The sequence below is a fragment of the uncultured Corynebacterium sp. genome (assembly GCF_902782855.1).
Taxonomy (GTDB): Bacteria; Actinomycetota; Actinomycetes; order Mycobacteriales; family Mycobacteriaceae; genus Corynebacterium.
The window spans coordinates 1-24,552 of the sequence record NZ_CACZOO010000084.1; the positions used below are offsets into that span (position 1 = coordinate 1).

Here is a 24,552-nt window from a genome sequence, read left to right on the forward strand (position 1 = left end):
ACATGGCCCGGAAGAATGTGCCGCTGCGCATCGACCCGGCGGTCTACGAGGCTATCGCCCGGTGGGCCGCCGACGATCTGCGCAGCGTCAACGCCCAGATCGAGGTGATGCTCCGCGAACGGTTACGCGCCGCGGGGCGTCTCCCGAAGGACGTCGGGGCACTGCCGAAGCGGGGGCGGCCGCGCAAGGACGCCGGGGACTGAGGAACTCCGGCGAGCGGGGGACGCGGGCAGCCTCGGGTCATGGAATACAAGGTCGCGGAACTCCGTGAGGGTCTCATCGGTGGAGAGATGTCCTCCAAGAAGCTGGAGAAGGAACTCAACCGGTACGCCGCCGACGACTGCCGCTACACGTCGATGACCTCACTCCGATAGCCTCACTCGATGTCAAGGGCCGGGTGGGACCGGTGGCGTCGCCTGCGTAGTTCCGAGCGCGAGCACAGGTCCAGCGGTTCCCAGCTGATGCTGAGGAACTTACGGTGCGCCGGGCCGCCGGTCACCAGCAGACCTGTGCCAGGGTGGTAGAAGACCTCACCGCAGTTGGTCCCCATGATGAAGATCATCAGATATCTGTCATCACAGTGGTACGCCGTGCGCTTCGACCCGTCCGGGAACGCGACCCCGATGTGTCCGCCGAAACCCCCACCGAACGTGACCGGGATCAACGCCTCATCGGAGAGATCACCGGTCGGCAGGTCACCGTGGGGAACTCCACCGGTACAGCCGTGACCGGGAGCGTCTGTGCCACAGTTCCATTCCGTGCCGACGGCCCGGGAGAAGAGGTGTTTCCGGTCGACTCCTCCGGCAGCGTCCTCACGGGTGACCGGTGAGGAGCCGCCCTCCCAGAAGGGGTTGATGATGCCGCGCCCGGTGACCCGACCGGTCCCGTCGATCCTGGCGCAGGTCAGCACACCGGAGTACGGAATGTACTGAACCAGTCCGTGGTGGGATCTCTCCGCGAACTCGGTGACCTTTTCCGGAGAGTGGTTCCAGCCGCGGAGGGCCGCCCCATCGATCACTGTGCTGAAATGCCCTTCACCGAGGTCGGAGAGCTCTACCGAGCGGCACCGTTCCGGGAAGTAGTCGAGATACTCCGATACCTTGCGTGCCTGGATGAAATGGACGGAATGCCCGGCCCGGTAGGACGGGCAGGTGGCACCATGCCTGTCACAGACTGCGTCACTCACCTTCGCGTCCCTCCCGGTACACGAAGGAGCCGCCGTCGACGGTGACGCAGGGGCGCACGTCACTCCAGGCGGGGATGAGTACGGTGCCGGCGGACCGGCCGCCGACCCACCGCACGAGGGCGTCGAAGTCCGGGACGTGGACCACCTCTTCGAGGACCGAGTCGCGGGCGATCTCGGTGACGAGGTCGTGGTCGTGGTTCCAGCCGAGACGTGCCTCCCCGTCGACCGTGGTCGCGAACCAGCCGGCGCCGAGGTCGGTGACCGTCAGGGCGTGGCAGCGGTCCGGGTAGTGGAGGGCGAAGTCGGTGATCCGACGGCCCTGGATGTAGTGGACGCTGTGTCCGGGAGTGTGCAGGGTGCAGTGCGTCGTACGCATGGTGATCCTGTGTTTCGCGGTTTCCTCGCAGGACTTCTGCCCTGCAGGGCCGATCTCTCTCGGGGGCACCGATGTACGCGACACGGTTGCCAGTCACTTCGATCCGTCCGGAGCCGGAGGACGCCCCGGGTTTCCGACCCGGCTCAGGTGCGCCACTCAGTGAGCTTCTTGATCTGACGTCGACGAGAGTAGCACCACCTAGACCAAGCTGTCTAGCCGGTCTTCCGGCCCGCACCTGACCCTGACACCGTGACAGGGTCTTCACTGGGGTCGTGACCATGAACACGAACCAGAACACAGACCGCCTGACCAGCGCCTACACCGCGCCCGACACCGGGGCCGACTAGGCGTCCCCCTCCAGGCGCGAGAAGATGTCGAGGTCGTTCCACGATCCGCGCAGGCACTCGGCGTCCCGCAGGGTCCCCTCGCGCAGGTAGCCGGCGCTGAGCGCCACCCTGCAGGACGCCACGTTCTCCGGGTTCGCCCTGATCTGCACCCGGTGCACCCCGTAGTCGAAGAGGAACTCGCTGATCGTCCGGACCACGGCGGTCATCAGGCCACGTCCACGCAGATGGGGGGCGGTCGTATATCCCAGCTCCACCACCGCCGCCGCCCTGCTGACCAGCCGGACCTCCAGGGTCCCGCCGAAGTGCCACGCATTGTCCGGATCGTCGACGATCCAGAGCATGGCCTCCGGGTTGTACAGCATCGACCGGAGGAACAGGGCGGCGTCCTCCCGAGAATAGTTCTCCGGCAGGTGCGTGAACTCCAGCGACCCGGCGTCCCGAGAGGAGACCACGAGACCGTCGAGGTCCGCGTCAATCGGCGCACGCAGCCGGAGCGTCCCCCCGCCCGGCAGATCACCGACGACATCGGAGGACGGCAACGGCCACGCTAATCCGGTCATCGCCCCGAGGGTACTACCCCAGCAGCCAGTCGTTCGGGGAGAACAGTTCAAAGTGCACGCCGGCCGGCTCCAGGGAGGACGCCTCGACCTGGCCGCGGATGTCCTGCAGGAAACCGTTGCCGCCGCACAGGTACCAGTCGGCGCCGGCCGGGATGTCCAGATCCGCCAGACAGACACGTTCGCCGGCACCGGTGTAGCTGCGGTGGCGGCGCACCGTGGACCCCTGCGCGTCCAGTGCGTCCAGCAGCCCCGCGGTGACCTCGCGCTGAGCGTAGGAGTGCTCGGAGACGTCGGAGTGGATGACGGTGACGTCGCGGGCGCCCGCCCCCGCGACCAGCGCCGAGAGCATGCCGACCATCGGGGTCGATCCGATACCGGAGCTGACCAGCACCACCGGGGTGGTGTCGTCGTCGCCGAGCACGAGGTCACCTGCAGGCAGCGTGGCGTCGACCCGGTCGCCCACCGCCGTGGTGTCCAGCAGTGCCGAGGACACCTCGCCGTCACGCTGCACGGCGATGGTGAACCCCCGGTCGTCCCAGTTGACCAGGGAGTACTGGCGCAACTGGCGGGCACCGTCGCCCAGGGTCACGCCGAGGGAGGTGTACTGGCCGGCCCTCGTGTCCGCGAAGGCGCCCGGGTCGCCGGGCACGGTGAAGGTGAACTCCGTGACGGCGTCGGACAGGTCGCGGCGGGCGACGAGCACCGCGTCCCGGAAGACGTCACCGGGGTCCACGTCGGCAGTGTCGTAGAGGTCCTTCTCGGCGTCGATGAGAACGCGTGCCATCAGCCAGTAGACCTCGTCCCACGCCTCGGCGACCCCGGGGGTCACCGCGTCACCGAGGACCTCGACGATCGCGGCGAAAAGGTGGTGGTGGACGATCTCGTACTGGTCCGGGGTGATGCCCAGGGAGACGTGCTTGTGGGCGATCCTCGAGAGCATGTCCACCGCATCCGGGCCGTCGGGATCGACGAGCATCGTGGCGAAGGTCGCCACGGACGCGGCGAGCGCCTTCTGCTGTGCGCCGGAGCGCTGGTTGCCGCGGTTGAAGGTGTTCGCGATGAGTTCCGGGTGAGCGGCGAACATACCGGCGTAGAAGGTCCTGGCGATGGTGCCGATGTTTGCTCCGATGACCGGCAGAGTGGCCCTGACGGTCTCCTCGTGGGCCGGGGTGAGGTGGGCGGCGCGGGTCGCCTCGCGCAGGGGGGCGGTAGTGGTGAACATGGTCTTTTCCTCCGGGAGATCTACTGGTCGGTGGGGTTGATGGGGCGGGCGGGGTCGGCGGGGCGGGTCAGTGCGGAACGGGGAGACCGATGGGGACGGGACCGGACCGCGCACCGGATGCCACGCCCGGTCCGCTGTCGGTCCGGTCGATGAGCTCGCCGAGGGTGAGGCCGTCGAAGGTGGCGAAGAAGTTCTCCTGCGCCTGCGCCAGCAGGTGGCGCAGGGAACAGTCGCGCGGCGCCAGCGGGCAGGGCGCGCCCCCTTCGCAGTCGACGACCTCATGGTCACCCTCCAGGTCGCGGAGCAGGCGTCCGATGTCGGACTCCCGCGCGCCGTCCGCCAGATACACCCCACCGCTGCGACCACGGACGGACGCCAGGACGCCCATCCCGGTGAGCCGCGCGACGACCTTCTTGATGTGGGACGCGGGGGCTGCGGTCTGTACCGCGAGTTCCCCGACAGTGCGTCGCTGATCCGGGTCGGTGGCCCCGGCTGCGCCGGTGTCCCCGAGAATCATGAGGGACCGAAGTCCCAGGTCGGCGAACTTGGTGAGGTGCATGGACCCCACGCTAGGCCCGCGCAAGGAAAAGGTACATCTGAAATGACCCATAAAAGATCCCGGCTGATCCGGCGACGCCCGCAGGTCAGGGCACGTTCACCTCATTCCGGACGGCCGCACACCCCGGTGGCGTGCGACGTTCCGGCACCCCGGTCGGCCGGAACCGGCCACAGGCTGTGGCGGATTGATCTCAGTCACACTTTCCGGGGGCGTCCCGCGATCCCGCCGTCGTGCACTTCACCACTTCACCCGTCGGCCGGCCCGAACCGGCGCTGTCGGCGACGAAACGGAGCGCCTCAGTAGTCCTCCGAGGAGATGTAGCGCGGACGCGTCGAGAGCAGCTGCACCTCCGGACGGGACGCGACCAGCCGCTCCACCGCGTCCAGCACCTCGACGACGTGCTCCCGGTCCCCGCTGACCACGGACACCCCGATCATCGTCCGGCGGTGCAGGTCCCGGTGGGCCACCTCGGCGACCGAGACGTCGAACTTCCGGCGGATCTCCGCGACGAGCGGGCGCACCACCGAGCGCTTCTGCTTGAGGGAGTGCACATCCCCGAGGAGTACGTCGAGTTCACAGGTTCCGGTCCACATATGGGCCGAAAGCCTAGCGCACCGGCGCTCCTGGCGACAGTCCCTACGCCGGGAAGCGCGGGTTCAGCAACCCCGAACCGACCGGCACATCCGCCGGGTCATCGCCCAGGGATACCTGCCTGTTGTCCCCGTCGACGAAGACCACCCGCGGCTTGTGGTCCTTGAGCTCCTCTGCGGTGTACTGGCCGTAGCCGATGATGATCACCAGCTCGCCGGGGTGCACCAGGTGGGCGGCCGCCCCGTTGATCGAGATCATCCCCGAGCCCCGCTCCCCGGTGATGGCGTAGGTGGTCAGCCGGGCGCCGTTGTCGACGTCGACGATGTCGATCTGCTCACCCTCGAGGATGTCCGCGGACTCCATGAGGTCGGCGTCGATCGTGCATGACCCCACATAGTGCAGGTCGGCCTGGGTGACCGTCGCCCGGTGGATCTTGGACTTCATCATGGTTCGCAACACGCGGACAACCTTACTTCGCGGCGGCGGTGTGCGCCGCGTCCCCGGCATCCCCGCCGATGTTCCGGAATCCGATCCCCACCGGGACGCCGACGTTGTCGATCAACCGGGTCGCACCGACCTTCGCCGCGACCAGCAGGCGGGCGTCCCCCTGCTCAGGGGCCTCTCCGAGATCCGCACCACGCAGCTCCAGGTAGTCGACCTCGATCTCCGGGACGGACGCCAGGATCGCCCGCGCGGTGGACAGCACGGCCTCCGCGCCGTCCTCGGCGACATGGGCACCGGCCGTCAGTGCGGCCGACAGCGTCAACGCCACCTCCCGCTCGGCACCGGAGAGGTAGACGTTGCGCGAGGACTTCGCCAGACCGTCGGTCTCCCGCACGATCGGCACACCGTGGACCCGCACCCCGAGATTCAGGTCGGTCACCATCTGCTGGATGAGCACCAGCTGCTGGTAGTCCTTCTCCCCGAAGAACGCGTCGGTACAGTGCGTGATCTGCATGAGCTTGTTGACGACGGTGAGCACCCCGGCGAAGTGGACCGGCCGGGTCCTCCCCTCCAGGATCGACCCCACCGGACCGGCGTGCACCGTGGTCCGCGGCCCGTTGGGGTACATCTCCCGCGGGCTGGGCGCGAACACGGCGTCCACTCCGACGGCACGGAGTTTCTCGACGTCGGCGTCGAGGGTGCGGGGGTAAGCGTCCAGGTCCTCCCCCTCGCCGAACTGCAGCGGGTTGACGAAGATCGACACGACGACGAGTGCCCCGGGGACACGCTGGGCGTTGCGCACCAGGGTCAGGTGGCCTTCGTGCAGGGCACCCATGGTGGGGACGAGCACGACCGGGCGCCCGACCTTGCGGATCGCCCGGGTCAGTTCCCCGATCTCCTCGATGCCGGTGTAGACCGTGGCCTGTCCGGGGGTGAAACTCACCGTTGCCGCTCCTTCGCGATCAGAGAGTGTTGCTGTGACGGATCAATAAGGGTAGTCCCCGTCGACCGCCCGCTCCACATTGAGGGACCCCGCAGTCCGTGCGGTGCGCACCGCCGCCTCCCGGTAGGACGCCGCGAGTCGACATCCCTCACCCTCGACCCCCGCCAGCGCGTCGAGATGGCGCAGCACCGTGGCGGCGTCATCGCGGGCGGTGGGCCCGGTCAACGCGGCCGTCCGCCGGTCGAGCACTCCGGCCAGGGTCGCGGGCAGGATACGGCGCAAAAGGACTGCCGAGTCCGGGTTTTCGGGGACCACCGCACCCGGCAGGTGCGTCACGGCCGGATCGACAAGCGCATGGTCGAGGATCCGCAGCGCCTCATCGACGAGGGTGACCAGGTGGTTGGAGCCGTGGGCCATCGCCGCATGGTAGAGCGTCCGGTGTTCCTCGACGACCGGTACCGCGATGCCGTCGCATGCTCCGACCAGGAGCTCGGCGACCGCGGCACCGGTGTCGGAGTCAGCGGTCACCCCCCAGGCACAGCCGGCGAGACGGTCAGTGTCCTCCGGGCCCCCGGTGAAGGTCATCGCCGGGTGCAGCGCCAGCGGCAGGGCCCCGGTGTCCGTCACCGGTTGCAGGACGCCGCAGCCCAGGGCTCCGGCGGTGTGCACCACGATCTGGCCCGGCCGGGTGACCTCGGCGACCCGCGCCACGACCGTGGGGAGCTGCGGGTCCGGGACGGCGAGGATGACCAGCGCGGCACGTGCCGCGTCGGCGATGTCGGTGACCGCCACACCCGGCAACCGTTCTGCGGCGCGGGCGGCGGATTCATCGGAACGTGCGACGACACCGTGGATGTGATGGCCGGCGCGCCGGAGCACCGCGGCGACGGCGGTACCGACGGCTCCGGCCGAGATGACCCCGACCGACAGGCGTGGTTCCTGTCGGTCGGGGTGGGGGGCGCTGATGTCAGCTCCGGTCACCGGGCGTTCTTCTTCAGCTGGGCCATGAGTTCGGCGACGGTCACCGAACCATTGTCCGCGGGACGCTCGTCGGCACGGCGACGACCACGGGTGTCCTCCGGGGCTGATGCCGCTTCGGCCCGGCGACGACGGTGGTGACCGGACTCCTCCTCGACGGCCTCATGGTGGCCGGCGGCGGGGGTCGGGAACGACGGGGCGGGCTCGGACCAGCGTCTCTGCTCGACCGGCTCGACCGGCTCAGCGGGCAGAGTGGGCTCAGCGGGCACCCTGGTCTCCGTGCGCCGCTGCTCCGGGGTCTCCGCCGGCACAGCACCCGGCGTGGGCACGGGGTCCGCGGCGGGGGTCTCCCCGCCACCGGGCGTGTCACGGGTGTCGACGATCAGCGGGATCATGCTGGTCTCCTCCGAATCAGCACCGGCCCAGTTCACCGCGGAGAAAGTGCCGGTGGCGAAACCGTTGCGACGCGCACCGTGGTGCGGTGCCCTGCTCTGCGCCTGTCGGCCACGGTCCTGCGACGGGGTCCCGGCAGCCGCCCCAGCCCCACGCGGGGCCGGTGGGCGCTGCGGGAACGGCGACGCGAACGGCGACACCGGGGAAGTCTCCCCGGCCGGATCAGGTGCGGTCGGGCCGGAAGTGCCGGTGGCACCGGCAGGCCCGCCCGGGGTCTCAGTCCCCGGGATGTGCCGCTCCAGCTCGATGATCCGCTCGGCCCGGGCGCGGACCGCCACCTGGTCCTCGGAGAGGTCCAGCCCCGACAGCTCCGAGAGCTGTTCACGCAGCGCCGCGAGTTCGAGGCGGATGGACTCGAGGGTCTCGTCACGCCCCGCGTCCTCCCTGGTGGCGTAGGACTGCTCCAGTTCGACCTCACGGCGGCGGTGCTCGGCACGCTCGGCTTCCATCTCGGCGGCCCGGCGGGCGTCCCGCTCCCGGTTGCGGGAGGATTCCTCCCCCAGAGCCCCGGAGTACCGGGACACCAGCACGGCGCCGATGAACGCGGCCCACAGCGCCGCGATGACCGCGATGTTCATCCACACGTCATTGTCGACGAAGAACATGACGACCGTCGCGAACAGCGCCAGGATGAACAGCACATACATCAGCAGCTTCGAGAAACCACCCGGTGCCCGGGTGGGCCGTGTGCTCGACGGGTCCGGGAGCCGGTGCGGATCAGGAGACGGATACGCGGAACTCATGGCGCCAACACTACATTGCCTCCGCCCCTGACCGACGTCCATCCGGGTCCGCGTCGCCGGGCGGCACGAGACAGCAGCGCTCCAGGACCACACCGGCGACCGCCACCGCCACCCCCGAGGCGACGCAGGCGACCACACCGGGGGTGTCGTCCTGGGCCGCCAGCAGCGAGGAGTACTCGACCAGGACGTACACCGCGAGACCGAGGTAACCCCCGCCGACAAACGCCCCCAACCAGGAGCAGGCTTTGCCGAGCACTGCGGCGCGGGCGATGAAAACCGGGTCCATCTGACTGCGGTCCTGTCCCACCTCCCCGTCGGCGATCCGTCGCCGGACCGCCACCGCGGTCACCGCCGCCACTCCCGCGATGATCCACATCGCCACCGAGTTACGGACCCGCGCCGGCGGGAAGTCCCCGTAGAAGAACACTGCGGCGACACCGACCACCAGCGCGCTGGAGCCGGCGGCGACCAGCAGACCGCTGACCGGGGTCAGCGACAGTCCGGGGTGACCACCGGGCCTACCGGGCCCGCCCGGTTCGCCGCGTCCTCTCCGGGATCCACCGTTGCTCTGCGTCATGGGGCCCATGCTACGTCGGACAGCGCGCGTACCCCCGCCACATCCGGCGCCGGACAGGCCTCGATGAGCTCACCCAACGGCGTCCCACCGAGGGACGCGTCGGGGTCGGCGTCGAGCCAGGGCACCAGGACGAACGCCCGCTCGTGGGCCCAGGGATGCGGGAGTACCAGTTCCCCACCCCACCGGCCGTCACTGTGGACCTCCCCGCCCGCTGCGGTCCGCAGTGAGACTATGTCGATGTCGAGGGTGCGCGGGCCCCAGTGGCTGCGGCGTACCCGGTGGGCGGCCTGTTCCTCGTCCTGACACCGGTGCAGCAGACTGAGTGGGCTGAACAGCGCATCATCCACCTCGGCGAGGAGGACACAGTTGCGGAACTCCGCCTGGTCGGTGACTCCCCACGGCGGGGTGGCGAACATCCGCGAGGTCGCGGTCACGTGGATTCCCGGGGTCGACGCCAGAGCGGACGCCGCGCGGGCGATCTGCGCCACCGGGTCCCCGAGGTCGCCGGGCAGGTTGGCCCCGAACGCGAGAACAGCCTTCACCGGGACCGCCCCGGCGACTTCGGCGACCGGCGGGCGACGACACGCACATCGGTGAACGGGTGGTGGATCGGAGCGTCCGGTTTGTGCACGGTCACCTCCACGGCGATGACCCCGTGCAGTTCGTTGATCCGGTCGGCGATGGTGGACGCCAGGGTCTCGATGAGGTCGAGGGAGGGGCCGGCGGCGACCTCCACGGCGATGTCCGCCAGATCGACGTAGGAGATCGTGGCGTGGATGTCGTCGGAATCCGTGGCGGCCGTGAAGTCGGTCCAGACCACCAGATCGACGATGAACTTCTGCCCCTTCTCCTTCTCGAAGTCGTAGACACCGTGGTAGCCGTAGACCTCCAGGCCGTCGAGTTCGATGCGGTCAGCCACGTCGGGCCCTCCATCCCTCCGGCAGGGCCGGTCCGTGTGCCTGTGCCACCGCGTGGGCGACGTCGACCGCCGCCCGGGTCGCTGCCACGTCGTGGACCCGTACCGCCCACACTCCCGCGGACGCCGCCAACGCGGACACCGCCGCAGTGGCGTCGTCGGCGGACGCCGGGGTTCCCGGCGTCCCGTCCGGTCCGGGCCGCAGGGCGGTGAGGAAACGCTTGCGGGACACCCCGAGGAGTGTGCGGTACCCCTGCCTCGACCAGCGCTCGGCGCAGGTCGGCAGGGCGTGCAACAGGGCCCAGTTGTCATCGGCGGCCTTGGCGAACCCGATCCCGGGGTCCAGGATCAGCCGCTCCGGGGGGATCCCGGCGTCCGACGCCGCCCCGGCCAGCCCGGCGAGCAGCCCGGTGACGTCGCCGACCACGTCACCACCGTGGTCGGCGCGGCCCTCCGCGGAGGCGAAGCGGTCGGTGCGCCAGTGCATGAGGCAGTAGTCCACCGGTCGGACCCGGTTGGCGGCGGCGACGACCCGGTACATCCCGGGGTCTGCCAGACCGCCTGAGACGTCGTTGACGATGTCTGCACCGGCGGCGACGGCGGCGTCCGCGGTGGATGCCCGCATCGTGTCCACACTCGTGGTGATCCCCTCGGCGTGCAGGGCGGCGATGACCGGCACGACCCGGTCTCGCTCAACCTCGGGGGGCACCCGGGTGGCGCCGGGGCGGGTGGACTCGCCGCCGATGTCGATGATGTCCGCGCCGGCGTCCACCATGTCACGGGCGTGGTCGAGGGCGCGGTCGGTGGTGTTCCACGCACCACCGTCGGAGAACGAGTCCTCGGTGACGTTGAGGATGCCCATCACCAGCGTACGGGGCATCAGTTACCCCGGATCAGGGAGAGCGCCTCGGCGCGGGTGCGGGCATCGTCGCGGAAACCGCCGCGCACGGCGGAGGTGACGGTGGTCGCACCCGGCTTCCGGATCCCCCGCATGGCCATGCACAGGTGCTCGCACTCGATGACGACGATGACGGCGGACGCGTTCAGCCGGTGTGCGACCGCGTCGGCGACCTCACTGGTGAGACGTTCCTGGACCTGAGGACGTTTCGCGAAGCCGTCGACGAGGCGCGCCAGTTTCGACAGACCGGTGACGGTGCCGTCGTCACCGGGGATGTAGCCGATGTGGGCGTGGCCGTAGAACGGCACCAGGTGGTGCTCACAGGTCGAGTAGATCGGGATGTCCTTGACGAGGACGAGCTCCCGGTGGTCCTCGTTGAAGGTCTTGGCGAGGGCGTCGGCGGGGTCGCGGTAGAGGCCGTCGAAGATCTCACGGTAGGCCCGGGCGACGCGGGCGGGCGTCTCGAGCAGCCCCTCGCGGTCAGGGTCCTCACCGACGGCGATCAGGAGCTCACGCACGGCGGCCTCGGCCCGTTCACGGTCGAAGGGACGGCCGGTGCTCAGGGACACCGGCTGGTCGGTGGAATCGGTGCTGCTCAAGACTGGTCGTCCTCGGTCGTGTCGTCGGTGGTCTTGCCCTGGTCTGCCAGGTGGTGCCGTCCGCTGGGGGCGTCGTCCGTGGTCCACGGGTGGTCCGGTTGCTCATTGTCCGGCAGGCTGAAGCCGCGCAGTTCGCCCTGCGCGGGTCCCTGCGACCGTGCCTGGTCGGAATCCTGCGGACGGTAGTTGCGCTCACCGGGGTGTTGCGTGGCACCGGTGCCGTCCGCGATGTTCAGCGGATCGCCGGGCGGGTTCGTCAGGTCCTGGCCGCCCCAGAGGTGGTCCCGGCCGGCGGCGCCGGGTCGCTGGCCCGGCTGCTGAGGGGGCGGGAACCCCGGGAGCTGCCGCGCACCCGGCGTCTGTCCCGTCGGGCCGCCGGCACGCTTCGCCTCCTGGGCCGCCTTGCGCCGCTCCATCCTGGCCTTGCGGGCCTCGGAGTAGAAGTCGGGGCGCACCGGCGGTTCCTCTCCGCGTTCGCGGGCGAGTTCAGTGGGGGTCTTCACCGGATCACGGTGATCCTGCGGGAACTCGACGTCCTGGCCAGCGAAGATGTCGTTGACCTCGATCGAGGGCATGTCGCCGAAAATGGCCTCCAGGTCGGGCCGGCGCAGCGTCTCCTTCTCCAGCAGCTTCGTCGCCAGGATGTCGAGATAGTCGCGGTTGTCACGCAGGATGCGGTAGGCGACCACATGGGCCTTCTCGATGAGCATCCGGACCTCGTCGTCGATGGTCGCGGCCACGGCCGGTGAGTAGTCCAGGGTGCCCTGGCCCCCGCGACCGGCGAAGGGGTCACCCTGTTCCTCGCCGTACTTCACCGCACCGAGCTGCGGGCTCATGCCGTACTCGGTGACCATGCCGCGGGCGATCTTCGTCGCCTGCTCGATGTCGGCGGAGGCACCGGTGGTGGGGGCGCCGAAGACGAGCTCCTCGGCGGAGCGTCCGCCCATGGCGAAGACCAGCCGGGCGAAGAGCTCGGAGCGGGTGTACATGCCCTTGTCGTCCTCGGGCACCGCCATCGCATGCCCGCCGGTCTTGCCACGGGCGAGGATGGTGACCTTGTAGACCCGCTCGATGTCCCTGATACCCCACGCGGCGAGGGTGTGACCACCCTCGTGGTACGCGGTGACCTTCTTCTCGTGCTCGGAGATGATCTTCGAGGTGCGGCGCGGGCCGCCGATGACGCGGTCTGTCGCCTCCTCGAGCGCGTCCCCGGTGATGACGTTGCCGTTGACCCGGGCGGTGAGCAACGCGGCCTCGTTGAGCACGTTGGCCAGGTCCGCACCGGACATGCCGACGGTCCGCTTGGCCAGGGACTTCAGGTCCACGTCGGGGGCCAGCGGCTTGTTCTTAGCGTGGACCCGCAGGATCTGCTCACGGCCGGCGAGATCCGGGTTGCCGACCGGGATCTGCCGGTCGAAGCGGCCCGGGCGCAACAGCGCCGGATCGAGGATGTCGGGGCGGTTCGTCGCCGCCATGAGGATGACGCCCTCCCGGTCGTCGAAGCCGTCCATCTCGACGAGGAGCTGGTTGAGAGTCTGCTCGCGCTCGTCATGGCCGCCACCCATGCCGGCGCCACGTTGACGGCCGACGGCGTCGATCTCGTCGACGAAGATGATGCAGGGACTGTTCTCCTTGGCGGTCTTGAACAGGTCTCGCACGCGGGATGCGCCCACGCCGACGAACATCTCGACGAAGTCGGAGCCGGAGATGGAGTAGAAGGGGACGCCCGCTTCCCCGGCGACGGCGCGGGCCAGCAGCGTCTTACCGGTGCCGGGCGGGCCGTACAGCAGGACGCCGCGCGGCACCTTCGCACCGAGCTCCTCGTAGCGACCGGGATTCTGCAGGAAGTCGCGGATCTCGTCGAGTTCCTCGACCGCCTCGTCCGCCCCGGCGACGTCGTCGAAGGTCGTGTCCGGGTTGTCGACGTTGAGTTCCTTCGCCTTCGACTTCCCGATGCCGAGCGGACCGCCGGGGCCACCCTGCATCCGGGTGAGGAAGAAGAGCAGCAGGCCACCGATGATGAGGATCGGCAGCAGCATCACCAGCAGAGATCCGAGGAACGAGTCCTGGGACACCTTCGTCTGGTACTTCTCCGCGTCCGACGCCTGGACCTTGTCGAAGATGGTGTCCGCGGCACGGGCCGGGTACTTGGTGATGATCTTCTCGATGTCATCGTCACCGTCGACGCTGATCTTGTCTTTCAGCGTGATCTGGAGCTGCTGCTCCCGGTCGTTGATCTGCACCTCCTTGACGTTCTTGTCGTCGAGCTGCTTCACCGCGACGGAGGTGTCGACGTCGGAGTACCCACGGGTCGAGTCGGTGAGAACGCTGAACGCGTAGATGGCGACGAGGATCGCGGCAACGACCGCGGCAATCCGCAGGACCTTCTTCTTAGTCATAGTCTCCCTAGGGTATCGCAGCGACGTGCCGGATGAATCAGCTGTACACCTCGGGGCGCAGGGCCCCGATCCACGGGAGCGTCCGGTAGCGCTCGGCGTAGTCCAGTCCGTAGCCGACGATGAACTCGTCGGGGACCTCGAAGCCCAGTGAGGCACAGTCCACGTCGACGACGACGCGGTCGGGCTTGCGCAGCAGGGCGACGACCTCCAGGCTCTTCGGGCCACGGGACGCCAGGTCGTCGACCAGCCAGGAGAGCGTCCTCCCGGAGTCGATGATGTCCTCGACGATGATGACGTCGCGGTCGGCGATGTCCGTCGTCAGGTCCTTGACGATGGTCACGGTTCCGGAGGACTCCGCTGCCTCTCCGTAGGAGGAGACGACCATGAACTCCAGTTGGGCCGGCACCGTCAGGGCGCGGGAGAAGTCGGACATGAACATCGCCGCCCCCTTGAGGACGCAGACCAGGACGAGGTCCTGCTCACTGTCGCGGTGCCGGTCACTGACCTCGGCCGCCAGCTCGCGGACACGGTTGCGCAGCGTGTCCTCGTCGATGAGTATCCCGGAGATGTCGTCGCCGAACGGGTGGTCGGGGATCTCAGATGTCACGGGGTCCTGTCTCCTCAGGTACGTGGTCTCCAGGGCGCCGTCACGCCGGGTGACCACGCGTCGGTGGGTGGTACGTCGGACATCGATTGTAGGCCCCCGGTGTTCCGGGTGCGGCACCGCGACCGGTCCCTGCCCGTGCCAGTCGCTGACCAGCGCGTCCAGCTGCGCCAGGTGCGCCGAGCCCAGTGGCCCCGCGAATGCTGTGAGCCAGTCGCGCAGCATCCGGCGACGCAGCGGGGCCGGCCGACCGGCGAGCGCTCCCACCGGCAGCCGGTCCCCGGGGTGCACCCCGGCGGACGCCAGCGCACGCGCGGCGAGGTCGTCGAGCAGGTCAGCGTCCTCCCGCAGCAGACGGGCGCTACGGGTCAGTGCCGCGTCCACCCGTGTCCCCAGCACTTCACGCATCACCGGCAGCAGTCGGTGGCGCACCCGGGAACGCAGGATCCCCGGGTGCTCGTTGTGCGGGTCGTCCCAGATGTCCAGGCCCAGTTCGTCGCAGCTGCCGCGGGTCTGCCCGCGACTGACCGTCAGCAACGGCCGGCCCAGCCACGAGGCACCGGCGGACACCACCGGATGTCGGTGGGAGACCTCCCGCAGACCGGCGAGACTGCCGGTCCCCGACCCGCGGGTCAGCGAGAGCAGCAGCCCCTCCGCGTCGTCGTCGGCGGTGTGGGCCACGAACACCGGGCGTCCCGCAGCCGCCTCACCGAGCGCCCGGTACCGGGCGGCACGGGCCGGCCCCTCCCCCGCTCCGGCGACGTCGACGGCCACCACCTTGGCGACCGCACCCAGGTCGCGGCACTGGGCGGCGGCCCGCGCGGCGACCCGGTCCGACCCGTCCTGGAGCCGGTGGTCGACGGTGACGGTCGTGACCGTCAGTCCGGCGTGGACACACGCGGCGGCCAACGCCAGGGAGTCCCCGCCCCCGGAGACCCCGCAGACCACCGCGTCGCCCCGGGCCAGTCCGGCACGGTCGAGGAAGGCGGCGAGACTGTGCCGGACGGCGAGGGTCGCCGGACCGGGGCGGATGCCGGACACCTGGCCTACACCCGGCGCAGGGCGGCGGCGAGCCGGTCGAGGGCGGCGCGGCCCGCGTCCTGGTCGGAGCCGTTGGAGAGGAGGGCGAAGGTGAGGACGCGACCGGAGTCGGTGGTCAAGGTACCTGCCAACGCGTTCACCCCGTCGAGGGTGCCGGTCTTCGCCCGGACACGTCCGGCGGCCGTCTCCGCCCCGGAACCCGTGAGGTACCGGTCGGAGAGGGTGCCGTCGGCCGCGGCGACCGGAAGCGCGTCGAGCAGCAGCCTCAGCTCCGCAGTCCGGTCACCGGATCCGGCGGCGTCGTCGCCCGCCGGGGCGCCGGCTGCCAGGGCGAGGACCCCGTCGAGGATCCGGGCGCTCAACCGGTTGTCCTCACTCATGCCGGAGCAGTCCTCGAGCACGGCCCCGTCGACGGGGACACCCGCCTCCGCCAGGGTCTCCAGGACCGCCCCGGTGGCACCGGCGAAGGTCTGCGGCTTCCCTCGGGCGGCGGCGACCTCCCGGCCGACCGCTTCGGCGAGGAGATTGTCGCTGTGCAGCATCATGTCGCGCAGCCGGGTGCCGAGTGTGGCGGACCGGACGGTGCCGAGGGGGGTGGCGCCCTCGGCCGCCGACGTCTCCACCGGTTCATCGGAGACGGTGACCGGGATCCCGGGGGCGCCGAGGGCGTCGGCAAGGGCACGGCCTGCGTCCGCGGCCGGGGTTCCGGAACGTGGGGAGTAGTTGTCGGTGGGGTCCAGACGTCCCGCGTCGACCATCACCGCACCGAGCGGGGCGACGTTGCCGGCGGCGATGTCGTCGGTCGACCAGGTGGAGTTGAACAGGTCGCCCCCGCGGACGGAGTTGTCCACGACGACGGAGGTCACCCGCTGTCCGCCGAGTGCACCGGTGACCTGCTCAGCGAGGTCCTCGATGGAGGGGGCGTCGGTGAAGAACCCCGAGTCTCCGGTGCGCTGCAGGGTGATGTCCCCGCCGCCGTCGAGAACCAGCTGCCCCGGCTCGGTGCCGGGCAGCACCGTGGTCGCCACCCGGTCGTCGACCGGCAGGGTGAGCAGCGCGGCAGTCGCCGTGGTGAGCTTCGTGGCAGACGCCGGGACCAGTGTCCGGTCCGGATCCGCCGACCAGATCCCGCTGCCGGTGGCGACGTCGGTGACGTGCCCGGTGACCTCGCCGAGTGCCCCGTCCGCGACGGGCTCCGCGAGAGCGGCCGCCACCGTGTCGGCGGCCGGGGCCGCACCGTCGTCACCGGCCGGGGGCGCCGCATCCACCACCGGGGAGGGCGCCGCAATCTCCGCGGCCGGCCCGATGTCCGGTCGGCGACTGTGGTCGACCACCAGAGCCACGGCCACGATGGCGGCGACGGCCACGACGAATGCGGCGATGCCGTAGAGCCAACGGCGTGAGGATATCCTGCTCGTCTCGGGCATCGGGGCCTTCCGTGGTCGGGGTATGACCCCCTCACACTATCGGACGGCGCCGGTCGTGACGCCCGCCCCTTCCGTGAACCCCGGGGAACGCCTGCGGCGGGTCTTTCCGGAACGTATGCTCCATTCCATGGCAAAAGAACTCATCACCGTGTCCCGCACCGTCAACGCCTCCCCGGACCGCGTCTGGCGCGCGGTCTCCGACCTCCGGTCCATGGGCCGACGCAGTCCCCAGTGCCGGAGGATGCTGGTCCTCGGCTCGGGGACACCCACCACCGGGACGACCACGGTCAACCTCAACCGGCGTGGCCTCCTGTTCTGGCCGACATGGTCGACGATCACACAGTGGTCCCCCGGCGAGCTACTGGAATGGCATGTGCCGCTCAACGGCTCCCGCTGGCGCTACACACTCGTCGACAACGACGACGGCACCACCACCGTCACCGAGTCCCGCATCGTCGAGGGAAACACCTCCGTACTGTCCCGCGGGCTGGTCGCCGCGTTCCTCGGCGGCAACGCCACCTTCGAAACCGAACTGCGGGCCGGGATGGAGCAGACCCTGGCGGGTATCGCCGGAGAGGTTGAAACGGTCCGTGGAACGGCCGGGTAGACTGACCTCCCATGAGCATCGAAGTCACCATCGAGATCCCCAAGGGCTCCCGCAACAAGTACGAGGTCGACCACGAGACCGGCAAGGTCTACCTGGACCGCTACCTCTTCACCCCCATGGCGTACCCGGCCGACTACGGCTTCATCGACCACACCCTGGGTGAGGACGGCGACCCGCTGGACGCCCTCGTGATACTCCCCGAGCCCCTCTTCCCGGGCGTCATCGTCAAGGCCCGTCCGGTCGGCGTGTTCAAGATGACCGACGAGGCCGGCGGCGACGACAAGCTGCTCTGCGTGGTCGACGACGTGCGCTACGACAGGTTCCGGGACATCGACGACATCGCCCAGGACGTCAAGGACGAGGTCGAGCACTTCTTCACCCATTACAAGGACCTGGAGCCCGGCAAGGAGGTCCACGGTTCCGGGTGGGGTGACCGGGCCGAGGCCGAGAGGATCCTCGCCGAGGCGATCGAGCGCGACAAGTAGGGCCCACCCGGTCTTCTCCCCACCAGAGCCCTCCCCGGGAATCCGCCTGCACAGGCGGGCCTCCGGGGAGGGCTTCCCCGTGCCGGGCCCCCGCGTAAAGTGGACGACCATGAGTGATTTCGAGACCGTCCAACCCACCGAGGTCCCCGCCGGGGCCCAGCTCATCGACATCCGTGAGCCCGATGAATTCGCGACGTGGCACGCTGAGGGCGCCGAGAATCTGCCGCTCTCCCAGCTGCAGGAACGCTACGGCGAGTTCGACCTCGACCGGGACATCTACCTCATCTGCCTGTCCGGCGGCCGTTCCGCCCGCGCCTGCCAGTGGCTGGAGATGAACGGCATCGACGCGATCAACGTCGCCAACGGCACCTCCGGCTGGCGGGATGCGGGCCTGCCGATCGTCGGTTCCCAGAACTAGGGGTCGGGCACGACGCCGAGGTGGATACGGGGGAATCCCCACAATTGGGCCACCCCACCCAGGACCGGCTATCCTGGATCCCATGGCCGATTCCCCCCACCTGCCGCACAATCTCCTCGCATCCCCGTCGTTCCAACTGGAGAGGTTGCGCCGCCGCACCCGGGAATTCGTCGAAACCGACCTGGCGCGGGAGGGGTTCAACCTCCGCGAGTACTGGGTACTGACCTATCTCGTCGACGGGGACGCCGCGAGCCAGACCACCCTCGGTGAGGTCATCGGCGTCGACAGATCCGACATGGTCCGCCTGGTCGACTCCCTGGAACAGCGCGCCCTCGCCCAACGGGTCAAAGATCCGAAGGACCGGCGTCGACAGATCATCTCCGCGACGAAGAAAGGTCGCAAAGCCCAGGAGAAACTCACTCCCGTGGTGCAGGACGCCGAGGACAAGGCCCTCGACGAATCCACCTCCAAGCAACTCAAGCACCTCAAGAAGCTGGCGAAGTCGATCATCGCCGCGGAAGAGGACGACTAGCCGGGGCGGTCAGTCGCCGATCTGGTCACGCCCCCGCTTGACGATCTTCGGGTCCGGTTCACCGACCAGGTCATAGTCCTTGCCGGTGTAGTCGAACTTGCTGAGCACGTAACGCATCGCGTTGATCCGGGCACGCTTCTTGTCGTTCGACTTGATGGTGATCCAGGGGGACTCGTTGGTGTCGGTGAAGCGGAACTGCTCCTCTTTCGCCCGGGTGTAGTCGTCCCACTTGTCGAGGGACGCGAGGTCCATCGGCGACAGCTTCCACTGCCGCACCGGGTCGACCTGACGGATGGCGAAGCGGGTCCGCTGCTCCTTCTGCGTCACCGAGAACCAGAACTTCGTCAGGCTGATCCCGGAGCCCATGAGCATGTTCTCCAGCATCGGAACCTCGCGGAGGAACTCGGCGTGCTGGTCGTTGGTGCAGAAACCCATGACCCGCTCCACGCCGGAACGGTTGTACCAGGAACGGTCGAAGAAGACGATCTCCCCGGCGCAGGGGAAGTGCTCGATGTAGCGCTGGAAGTACCACGAGGTGGACTCGCGCGGGCTGGGCTTCTCCAGGGCGATGGTCCGGGCGCCACGGGGGTTGAGGTGCTCGTTGAAGCGCTTGATGGTGCCGCCCTTACCGGCGGCGTCCCGACCCTCGAAGAGGATGATGTGCTTCTGGCCGGTGTCCTTGGTCCAGTTCTGCCACTTCAGCAGTTCGATCTGCAGCGAGCGCTTGATCGACTCGTACTCGTCACGGTCGATCCGCTCGTCGTAGGGGTAATTCTCCCGCCAGGTGTCGACCCGGTGCCCGTCGGGGGTGATGAGTACCGGATCGTCCTCGTCCGAATCATCCACCAGGTACCCCTCGGTGGCCGCGAGATCGACGATGTGGAACTCCTGGTTGTCACCTGTACCGGTACCCATGCTGTCTGCCATGCCCCCATTCTAGAGCGAACCTGACGACTCTACCGGTACACCGCGCCGCGTCAGACCCCCTCCCGTACCCCCGAAGCGGGAACCCCCGGTGTCCGGGGGATGACGGGAGGCCACCGGGTCCCCGCTACGGCACAGTGGCCCGGCCCCCGCTGTAGCGGGGACCGGGCCACTCGTCCGACCGGTCATCTCCGGGGCCGGTACGACCCTGTTCACCTACCCGGTGATCAGAAGCCTCCCATACCGCCCATGTCACCCATGTCCGGTGCCGCGGCGGCGGCGGGCTCGGGCTTGTCGGCGACGACGGCCTCGGTGGTGAGGAAGAGGCTGGCGATGGACGCCGCGTTCTGCAGGGCAGAACGGGTGACCTTCACCGGGTCGGCGATTCCCTCGGCCAGCAGGTCGACGTACTCGCCGGTGGCGGCGTTCAGACCGTGGCCGGTCTCCAGGTTGGCGACCCGGTCGACGACGACGCCCGGCTCCAGGCCGGCGTTGAAGGCGATCTGCTTCAGCGGGGCGGAGAGGGCGGCGCGCACGATCTGCACACCGGTGGCCTCGTCACCCTCGAGACCGAGGTTGTCGTCGAGGACGTGGGAGGCCTGCAGCAGAGCGGCGCCACCGCCGGCGACGATGCCCTCTTCAGCGGCGGCCTTGGCGTTGCGGACGGCGTCCTCGATGCGGTGCTTGCGCTCCTTGAGCTCCACCTCGGTGGCTGCACCGACCTGCAGGACGGCGACGCCGCCGGCCAGCTTGGCGAGACGCTCCTGGAGCTTCTCCTTGTCGTAGTCGGAGTCCGCGTTCTCGATCTCGGTACGGATCTGACGGACGCGGCCGGCGAGCTGCTCGGAGGAGCCTGCGCCGTCGACAATGGTGGTGTCGTCCTTGGTGACGACGACCTTGCGGGCGGTGCCCAGCAGCGGCAGATCGGCGGTCTCGAGGGAGAGGCCGACCTCCTCGGCGATGACCTGACCACCGGTGAGGATGGCGATGTCCTGGAGCTGGGCCTTGCGGCGGTCGCCGAAGCCCGGCGCCTTGACGGCGACGGACTTGAAGGTGCCGCGGATCTTGTTGACGACGAGAGTGGACAGGGCCTCACCCTCGATGTCCTCGGCGATGATCAGCAGCGGCTTACCGGACTGCATGACCTTCTCCAGCAGCGGCAGGAGGTCCTTGACGTTCGAGATCTTCGAGGAGACCAGGAGGATGTAGGGATCCTCCAGGACCGCCTCGCCGCGCTCGATGTCGGTGGCGAAGTAGGCGGAGATGTAGCCCTTGTCGAAGCGCATACCCTCCGTGGTCTCGAGGGTCACGCCGAAGGCGTTGGACTCCTCGACGGTGATGACACCCTCCTTGTTCAGCTCGCCGTCGCCCACGGCGTACATGGCCTCGGCGATGAGCTCGCCGATCTTCTCGTCGGCGGCGGAGATACCTGCGGTGGCGGCGATCTGCTCGCGGGTCTCGATCTCCTTGGCGGTGCCCAGGAGCTCGGTGGCGACCTTCTCGACGCCGGCCTGGATGCCGCGCTTGATGCCCATCGGGTTGGAGCCGGCCGCGACGTTACGCAGACCCTCCTTGACCAGGGCCTGCGCCAGCACGGTGGCGGTGGTGGTGCCGTCACCGGCGACGTCGTCGGTCTTCTTGGCGACCTCCTTGACCAGTTCCGCACCGATCTTCTCGTAGGGGTCCTCGAGGTCGATCTCCCGGGCGATGGTGACGCCGTCGTTGGTGATCATCGGGGCACCCCACTTGCGCTCGAGGACGACGTTGCGTCCCTTCGGGCCGAGGGTGACCTTCACGGCGTCCGCGAGGGTGTTGAGACCCTTCTCCAGGCCGCGACGGGCCTCCTCGTCAAAAGCAATCATCTTAGCCATGTGGCTCTTTTTCCTCCGTGTGAGAGTAGGAGCGACACGTACGGTCCAGAGGCAGCGCCCGCGACGGCACGGGTGGACGCATGCCGCGTCATCCACCCTCACTGCTTCTGAAGTGGCTCGTGAAGCGGCTCGTGGACCGAGCCCGAACCAGATTGTCTGGCACTCAATAAGGGTAAGTGCTAACACTCGTTTCTAGCAGTCTCACCGGTTGAGTGCAAGGGAGGGGTGCGACGGCACGCGCTATCCTCGTATCCATGACTGATTCCCCCACCGTCGCCCCCGCCTCCCCCACCCCGGAGGCGGCCCGCGAAGCCATGGCCGCACAGATGCCGTTCGTCCGCGAGGCGCTCGCCGAACTGGTCGCTTTCCGCTCCGTCCACTCCACCCCCGGGCTGGAGAAGGACAACGCGGACGCCGCATCGTGGGTCGTAGACGCCTTCCGTGCCGTCGGGGTCCCGGTCGAACCCCATGTCACCACTGACGGGTCCATCGCCGTCATCGGTCTGAGGGAACCCGCCGAGGGGTTCCCGACGATCCTCCTCTACTCCCACTACGACGTGCAGCCCGCCTCCGACGTGGAGAACTGGGACTCGTCGCCCTGGGAGCTCACTGAGCGGGACGGCCGCTGGTACGGCCGGGGGGCCGCCGACTGCAAGGGCAACGTGGTCATGCATGTGGCCGTCCTGCGCGCCCTCAACGAACTCGCCGGCGAGTTCCCCGACGTCGCCAAGGTCGGCGTCCGGGTCCTCGTCGAAGGCTCCGAGGAACGCGGCGGCTACGGTCTGGAGGATCTCCTCGCCGCGGAGCCCGGGCTTTTCGCCGCCGACGTCTTCCTCATCGCGGACTCCGGCAACGACGCCCTGGGCGTGCCCGCCGTCGGCACCGCACTGCGGGGCACCGCACCGGTGACGGTCACCGTGGAGACCCTCGCTCAGCCGATGCACTCCGGCCAGTACGGTGGCGCGGCCCCCGATGCCCTGCTCTCGCTGATCCACCTGCTCGCCACACTCCACGACGACGACGGCCTCGTCGCCGTCGACGGCCTGGTCTCCGACGCCCGCTGGGAGGGTCGGGGCCCGGACGCAACCACCTTCCGCCGCGACGCCGGCATCCTCGACGGTGTCGACCTGCTCGGTGAGGCGCAGGGCCTCAACCCCAACGACCTCACCGTCGCCCGTCCGTCCATCACCGTCACCGGCCTGGACTCCCTCCCGGTCGCCGACGCGGTCAATGCCGTCGTCGCCCGCGCCGCCGCGCACGTCAGCCTGCGCGTCCCGCCGGGAATGGACGCACGGGCAGCACAGGACGCCCTGGTCACGCACCTGGAGTCCCATGTCCCGCAGCACGCGAAACTGACCGTCGAACGGGACACGCTGGCGTCACCGTTCGTCGCCGACGTCACCGGTCCGGCGCTCGCCCGTCTGACCGCGTCGCTGGCGGACGCCTACGGTGTGGCCGCGACCGCCGAAATCGGTTCCGGCGGCTCCATCCCGCTGTGCAACGCTCTTCTCGCCCGGTTCCCGGACGCCGAACTCGGCCTCTTCGGCATCGAGGAACCGGCCTGCCGTATCCACTCTGCGAACGAGTCCGTCTCACCGGATGAGATCCACGCGATCGGCACTGCCGAGCTGCTGTTCCTCGCCCGCTCCGCAGAGTGATTTGCCCCACATCGATGATGTAACTATCATCATCGCCCATGAACATCTCCCTCAAGCGAGTAACCCACCCGGGTGGAGGAATGGACTGACCCCTCCACCTCGGGGTCGGTGCGATACTCGCACGGTGCGTCGGTCCACATCCAGCCGACACTTTCGCCACCGTTCAAGGGAACCGCATATTCATGTTCGAGCCACAGGACAACCGGATGTCATCCACTACACTGATCCGCTTCGCCACCGCCGAATCCTCCAGGGACGAGCAGGCGAGCTACACACTGCGCCCCTCCGCGCGCCGATCCAGCTCGGTGACCTACCGGGCAGCACAGCCGGTCCCCCGCGTCGAGAAGCGTCGCACCCGCACCTTCGCCGAGGACCCCTTCCGCGCACGTTTCGGACGCCGCCTCCCGGCCGGGATGCGTCAGGAGGCCCGCGGCCTGGAATGGCGAACGTTCATCCGGACCTACGCCCCGGACGCGATCCGGGTAGAGTCCCTGCACACCACGAAGCTCACCGCGGGCCGCAAGAGCTTCGAACTGGCGGTCTCCGGGCTGCGCGAGGGCATGTCCACCCGGGTGTCCATCACCTCGATGGGTGCAGCCTCGGCGATGACCCAGATCCTCGCCGACCACGGTCGCCGCGTGGAGATCCTCGAGTTCCACCAGTACGACATCTTCGAGGCCACGGTCACCTTCATCTACGCGCAGCACAAGACGGCGAAGTGCTGGGCCGTGGGCTTCGGCGCCGACCGTGACACCTCCATCTCCGCCGCGCTGGGTTCCGCCGCGACCCGCCTGCACGGCTAGGGCTTCCCGGCTGCCCTCCCTCCCCGGCAACGACTCGAGGGGTTTCCGACCCCGCTGGTGACCGCCGTGGGATGAGACCAGACGGATATACCGTTCCAGAGGGTGCACATCTGTCCTCATCTGTCCTCATCTGTCCTCATCGTAGTGCTGTCGGCACTGTTTTATGGGGTGGCTGTCGTAGTTCCCTCGTTGAACTCACACCAGGAAGTACTGGTCCTGCCAGTCGCCCTCATCGTTCTCGGCTGGCCGCTCGAACGTTCGACCCGCTGAGACCGCCTGGGCATAACGACCGTCGCAAGAAGGGCGCGAACCACGGTAAGCGTCCGAACAGCTGATACCCGTTCGCACAGTCAGGGGCCCGGTCCGATGACATTCTCCGGACCGGGCCCCT

At 69.0% G+C, this 24,552-nt stretch carries 28 protein-coding genes and 1 pseudogene; 8 read left to right on the plus strand and 21 right to left on the minus strand.

Annotation, left to right across the window (positions count from 1 at the left end; all coding sequences use genetic code 11):
* Positions 1-2: 2 nt before the first annotated feature.
* Entirely contained in the window at positions 3-203 is a 201-nt protein-coding gene (locus QZV72_RS03725) for a hypothetical protein (RefSeq protein ID WP_297005448.1), read from the plus strand.
* A 39-nt stretch (positions 204-242) separates the two neighbouring features.
* The gene (locus QZV72_RS03730) at positions 243-374 is read left to right on the plus strand and encodes a DUF4177 domain-containing protein (RefSeq protein WP_297005451.1); all 132 of its coding nucleotides are present in this window, start codon (positions 243-245) and stop codon (positions 372-374) included.
* A gap of 2 nt (positions 375-376) precedes the next feature.
* On the opposite strand, the gene QZV72_RS03735 is transcribed toward QZV72_RS03730, so the two are convergent.
* The 19 genes and pseudogenes from QZV72_RS03735 to dacB form a co-directional block, all read right to left on the minus strand.
* The gene (locus QZV72_RS03735; RefSeq protein ID WP_297005453.1) at positions 377-1,186 is read right to left on the minus strand and encodes a hypothetical protein; all 810 of its coding nucleotides are present in this window, start codon (positions 1,184-1,186) and stop codon (positions 377-379) included.
* Positions 1,179-1,562 carry a hypothetical protein gene (locus QZV72_RS03740; RefSeq protein ID WP_297005455.1) on the minus strand — a complete coding sequence of 128 codons (384 nt, stop codon included), beginning with the start codon at positions 1,560-1,562 and terminating at the stop codon, positions 1,179-1,181. The genes QZV72_RS03735 and QZV72_RS03740 overlap by 8 nt, the downstream gene beginning before the upstream one ends.
* A 343-nt stretch (positions 1,563-1,905) precedes the next feature.
* Positions 1,906-2,469 carry a GNAT family N-acetyltransferase gene (locus tag QZV72_RS03745; protein ID WP_297005458.1) on the minus strand — a complete coding sequence of 188 codons (564 nt, stop codon included), beginning with the start codon at positions 2,467-2,469 and terminating at the stop codon, positions 1,906-1,908.
* Between the two features lie 13 nt (positions 2,470-2,482).
* Positions 2,483-3,691 carry a globin domain-containing protein gene (locus QZV72_RS03750; protein ID WP_297005461.1) on the minus strand — a complete coding sequence of 403 codons (1,209 nt, stop codon included), beginning with the start codon at positions 3,689-3,691 and terminating at the stop codon, positions 2,483-2,485.
* A gap of 67 nt (positions 3,692-3,758) precedes the next feature.
* Positions 3,759-4,250: an Rrf2 family transcriptional regulator gene (locus tag QZV72_RS03755; protein ID WP_297005464.1), complete on the minus strand. Its 492-nt coding sequence runs from the start codon at positions 4,248-4,250 to the stop codon at positions 3,759-3,761.
* A gap of 296 nt (positions 4,251-4,546) precedes the next feature.
* A complete protein-coding gene (locus QZV72_RS03760) occupies positions 4,547-4,843 on the minus strand; it encodes a DUF503 domain-containing protein (protein ID WP_297005467.1) in 297 nt (98 codons plus the stop codon).
* 43 nt (positions 4,844-4,886) lie between these two features.
* A complete protein-coding gene (panD, locus tag QZV72_RS03765; protein WP_297005470.1) occupies positions 4,887-5,300 on the minus strand; it encodes an aspartate 1-decarboxylase in 414 nt (137 codons plus the stop codon).
* Positions 5,301-5,310: 10 nt separating this feature from the next.
* Positions 5,311-6,228 carry a pantoate--beta-alanine ligase gene (panC, locus tag QZV72_RS03770; protein ID WP_297005473.1) on the minus strand — a complete coding sequence of 306 codons (918 nt, stop codon included), beginning with the start codon at positions 6,226-6,228 and terminating at the stop codon, positions 5,311-5,313.
* 42 nt (positions 6,229-6,270) lie between these two features.
* Entirely contained in the window at positions 6,271-7,209 is a 939-nt protein-coding gene (locus tag QZV72_RS03775; RefSeq protein WP_297005476.1) for a Rossmann-like and DUF2520 domain-containing protein, read from the minus strand.
* On the minus strand, positions 7,206-8,402 hold the full coding sequence (locus tag QZV72_RS03780; protein WP_297005479.1) for a DUF6779 domain-containing protein: 1,197 nt from the start codon (positions 8,400-8,402) through the stop codon (positions 7,206-7,208). The genes QZV72_RS03775 and QZV72_RS03780 overlap by 4 nt, the downstream gene beginning before the upstream one ends.
* A gap of 10 nt (positions 8,403-8,412) precedes the next feature.
* A complete protein-coding gene (locus tag QZV72_RS03785) occupies positions 8,413-8,979 on the minus strand; it encodes a DUF3180 domain-containing protein (protein WP_297005481.1) in 567 nt (188 codons plus the stop codon).
* Entirely contained in the window at positions 8,976-9,521 is a 546-nt protein-coding gene (gene folK, locus QZV72_RS03790; protein WP_297005484.1) for a 2-amino-4-hydroxy-6-hydroxymethyldihydropteridine diphosphokinase, read from the minus strand. Before folK ends, QZV72_RS03785 begins: the two co-directional genes overlap by 4 nt.
* Positions 9,518-9,898 carry a dihydroneopterin aldolase gene (gene folB, locus QZV72_RS03795; protein WP_297005487.1) on the minus strand — a complete coding sequence of 127 codons (381 nt, stop codon included), beginning with the start codon at positions 9,896-9,898 and terminating at the stop codon, positions 9,518-9,520. Before folB ends, folK begins: the two co-directional genes overlap by 4 nt.
* A complete protein-coding gene (folP, locus tag QZV72_RS03800) occupies positions 9,891-10,775 on the minus strand; it encodes a dihydropteroate synthase (protein ID WP_297005489.1) in 885 nt (294 codons plus the stop codon). The genes folB and folP overlap by 8 nt, the downstream gene beginning before the upstream one ends.
* A complete protein-coding gene (gene folE / locus QZV72_RS03805) occupies positions 10,775-11,392 on the minus strand; it encodes a GTP cyclohydrolase I FolE (RefSeq protein ID WP_297005493.1) in 618 nt (205 codons plus the stop codon). The genes folP and folE overlap by 1 nt, the downstream gene beginning before the upstream one ends.
* A complete protein-coding gene (ftsH, locus tag QZV72_RS03810) occupies positions 11,389-13,791 on the minus strand; it encodes an ATP-dependent zinc metalloprotease FtsH (protein WP_297005496.1) in 2,403 nt (800 codons plus the stop codon). Before ftsH ends, folE begins: the two co-directional genes overlap by 4 nt.
* 37 nt (positions 13,792-13,828) lie before the next feature.
* On the minus strand, positions 13,829-14,398 hold the full coding sequence (hpt, locus tag QZV72_RS03815) for a hypoxanthine phosphoribosyltransferase (protein ID WP_297005523.1): 570 nt from the start codon (positions 14,396-14,398) through the stop codon (positions 13,829-13,831).
* A gap of 84 nt (positions 14,399-14,482) precedes the next feature.
* A pseudogene (tilS, locus tag QZV72_RS03820) lies at positions 14,483-15,436 on the minus strand (tRNA lysidine(34) synthetase TilS); the annotation flags it as partial.
* Between the two features lie 5 nt (positions 15,437-15,441).
* Positions 15,442-16,863 carry a D-alanyl-D-alanine carboxypeptidase/D-alanyl-D-alanine-endopeptidase gene (gene dacB / locus QZV72_RS03825; RefSeq protein ID WP_297005499.1) on the minus strand — a complete coding sequence of 474 codons (1,422 nt, stop codon included), beginning with the start codon at positions 16,861-16,863 and terminating at the stop codon, positions 15,442-15,444.
* A 127-nt stretch (positions 16,864-16,990) separates the two neighbouring features.
* Between dacB and QZV72_RS03830 the strand changes: the two genes are divergently transcribed.
* From QZV72_RS03830 to QZV72_RS03845, 4 genes are all read left to right on the plus strand, one after another.
* A complete protein-coding gene (locus QZV72_RS03830) occupies positions 16,991-17,470 on the plus strand; it encodes an SRPBCC family protein (protein WP_297005502.1) in 480 nt (159 codons plus the stop codon).
* Between the two features lie 11 nt (positions 17,471-17,481).
* Positions 17,482-17,955 carry an inorganic diphosphatase gene (locus tag QZV72_RS03835; RefSeq protein WP_297005505.1) on the plus strand — a complete coding sequence of 158 codons (474 nt, stop codon included), beginning with the start codon at positions 17,482-17,484 and terminating at the stop codon, positions 17,953-17,955.
* Between the two features lie 109 nt (positions 17,956-18,064).
* Positions 18,065-18,373 (plus strand): rhodanese-like domain-containing protein, encoded by a 309-nt coding sequence (locus tag QZV72_RS03840; RefSeq protein ID WP_297005506.1) that lies wholly within the window; start codon positions 18,065-18,067, stop codon positions 18,371-18,373.
* Between the two features lie 82 nt (positions 18,374-18,455).
* A complete protein-coding gene (locus QZV72_RS03845) occupies positions 18,456-18,905 on the plus strand; it encodes a MarR family winged helix-turn-helix transcriptional regulator (protein ID WP_297005509.1) in 450 nt (149 codons plus the stop codon).
* A gap of 9 nt (positions 18,906-18,914) precedes the next feature.
* On the opposite strand, the gene ppk2 is transcribed toward QZV72_RS03845, so the two are convergent.
* Both ppk2 and groL read right to left on the minus strand, forming a co-directional pair.
* On the minus strand, positions 18,915-19,832 hold the full coding sequence (ppk2, locus tag QZV72_RS03850; RefSeq protein WP_297005512.1) for a polyphosphate kinase 2: 918 nt from the start codon (positions 19,830-19,832) through the stop codon (positions 18,915-18,917).
* Between the two features lie 224 nt (positions 19,833-20,056).
* A complete protein-coding gene (gene groL, locus QZV72_RS03855) occupies positions 20,057-21,700 on the minus strand; it encodes a chaperonin GroEL (RefSeq protein WP_297005514.1) in 1,644 nt (547 codons plus the stop codon).
* Between the two features lie 254 nt (positions 21,701-21,954).
* Between groL and QZV72_RS03860 the strand changes: the two genes are divergently transcribed.
* Together QZV72_RS03860 and QZV72_RS03865 are read left to right on the plus strand one after the other, a co-directional pair.
* Positions 21,955-23,358: a dipeptidase gene (locus QZV72_RS03860; protein WP_297005518.1), complete on the plus strand. Its 1,404-nt coding sequence runs from the start codon at positions 21,955-21,957 to the stop codon at positions 23,356-23,358.
* 182 nt (positions 23,359-23,540) lie between these two features.
* On the plus strand, positions 23,541-24,161 hold the full coding sequence (locus QZV72_RS03865; protein ID WP_297005521.1) for a hypothetical protein: 621 nt from the start codon (positions 23,541-23,543) through the stop codon (positions 24,159-24,161).
* Positions 24,162-24,552: the final 391 nt, after the last annotated feature.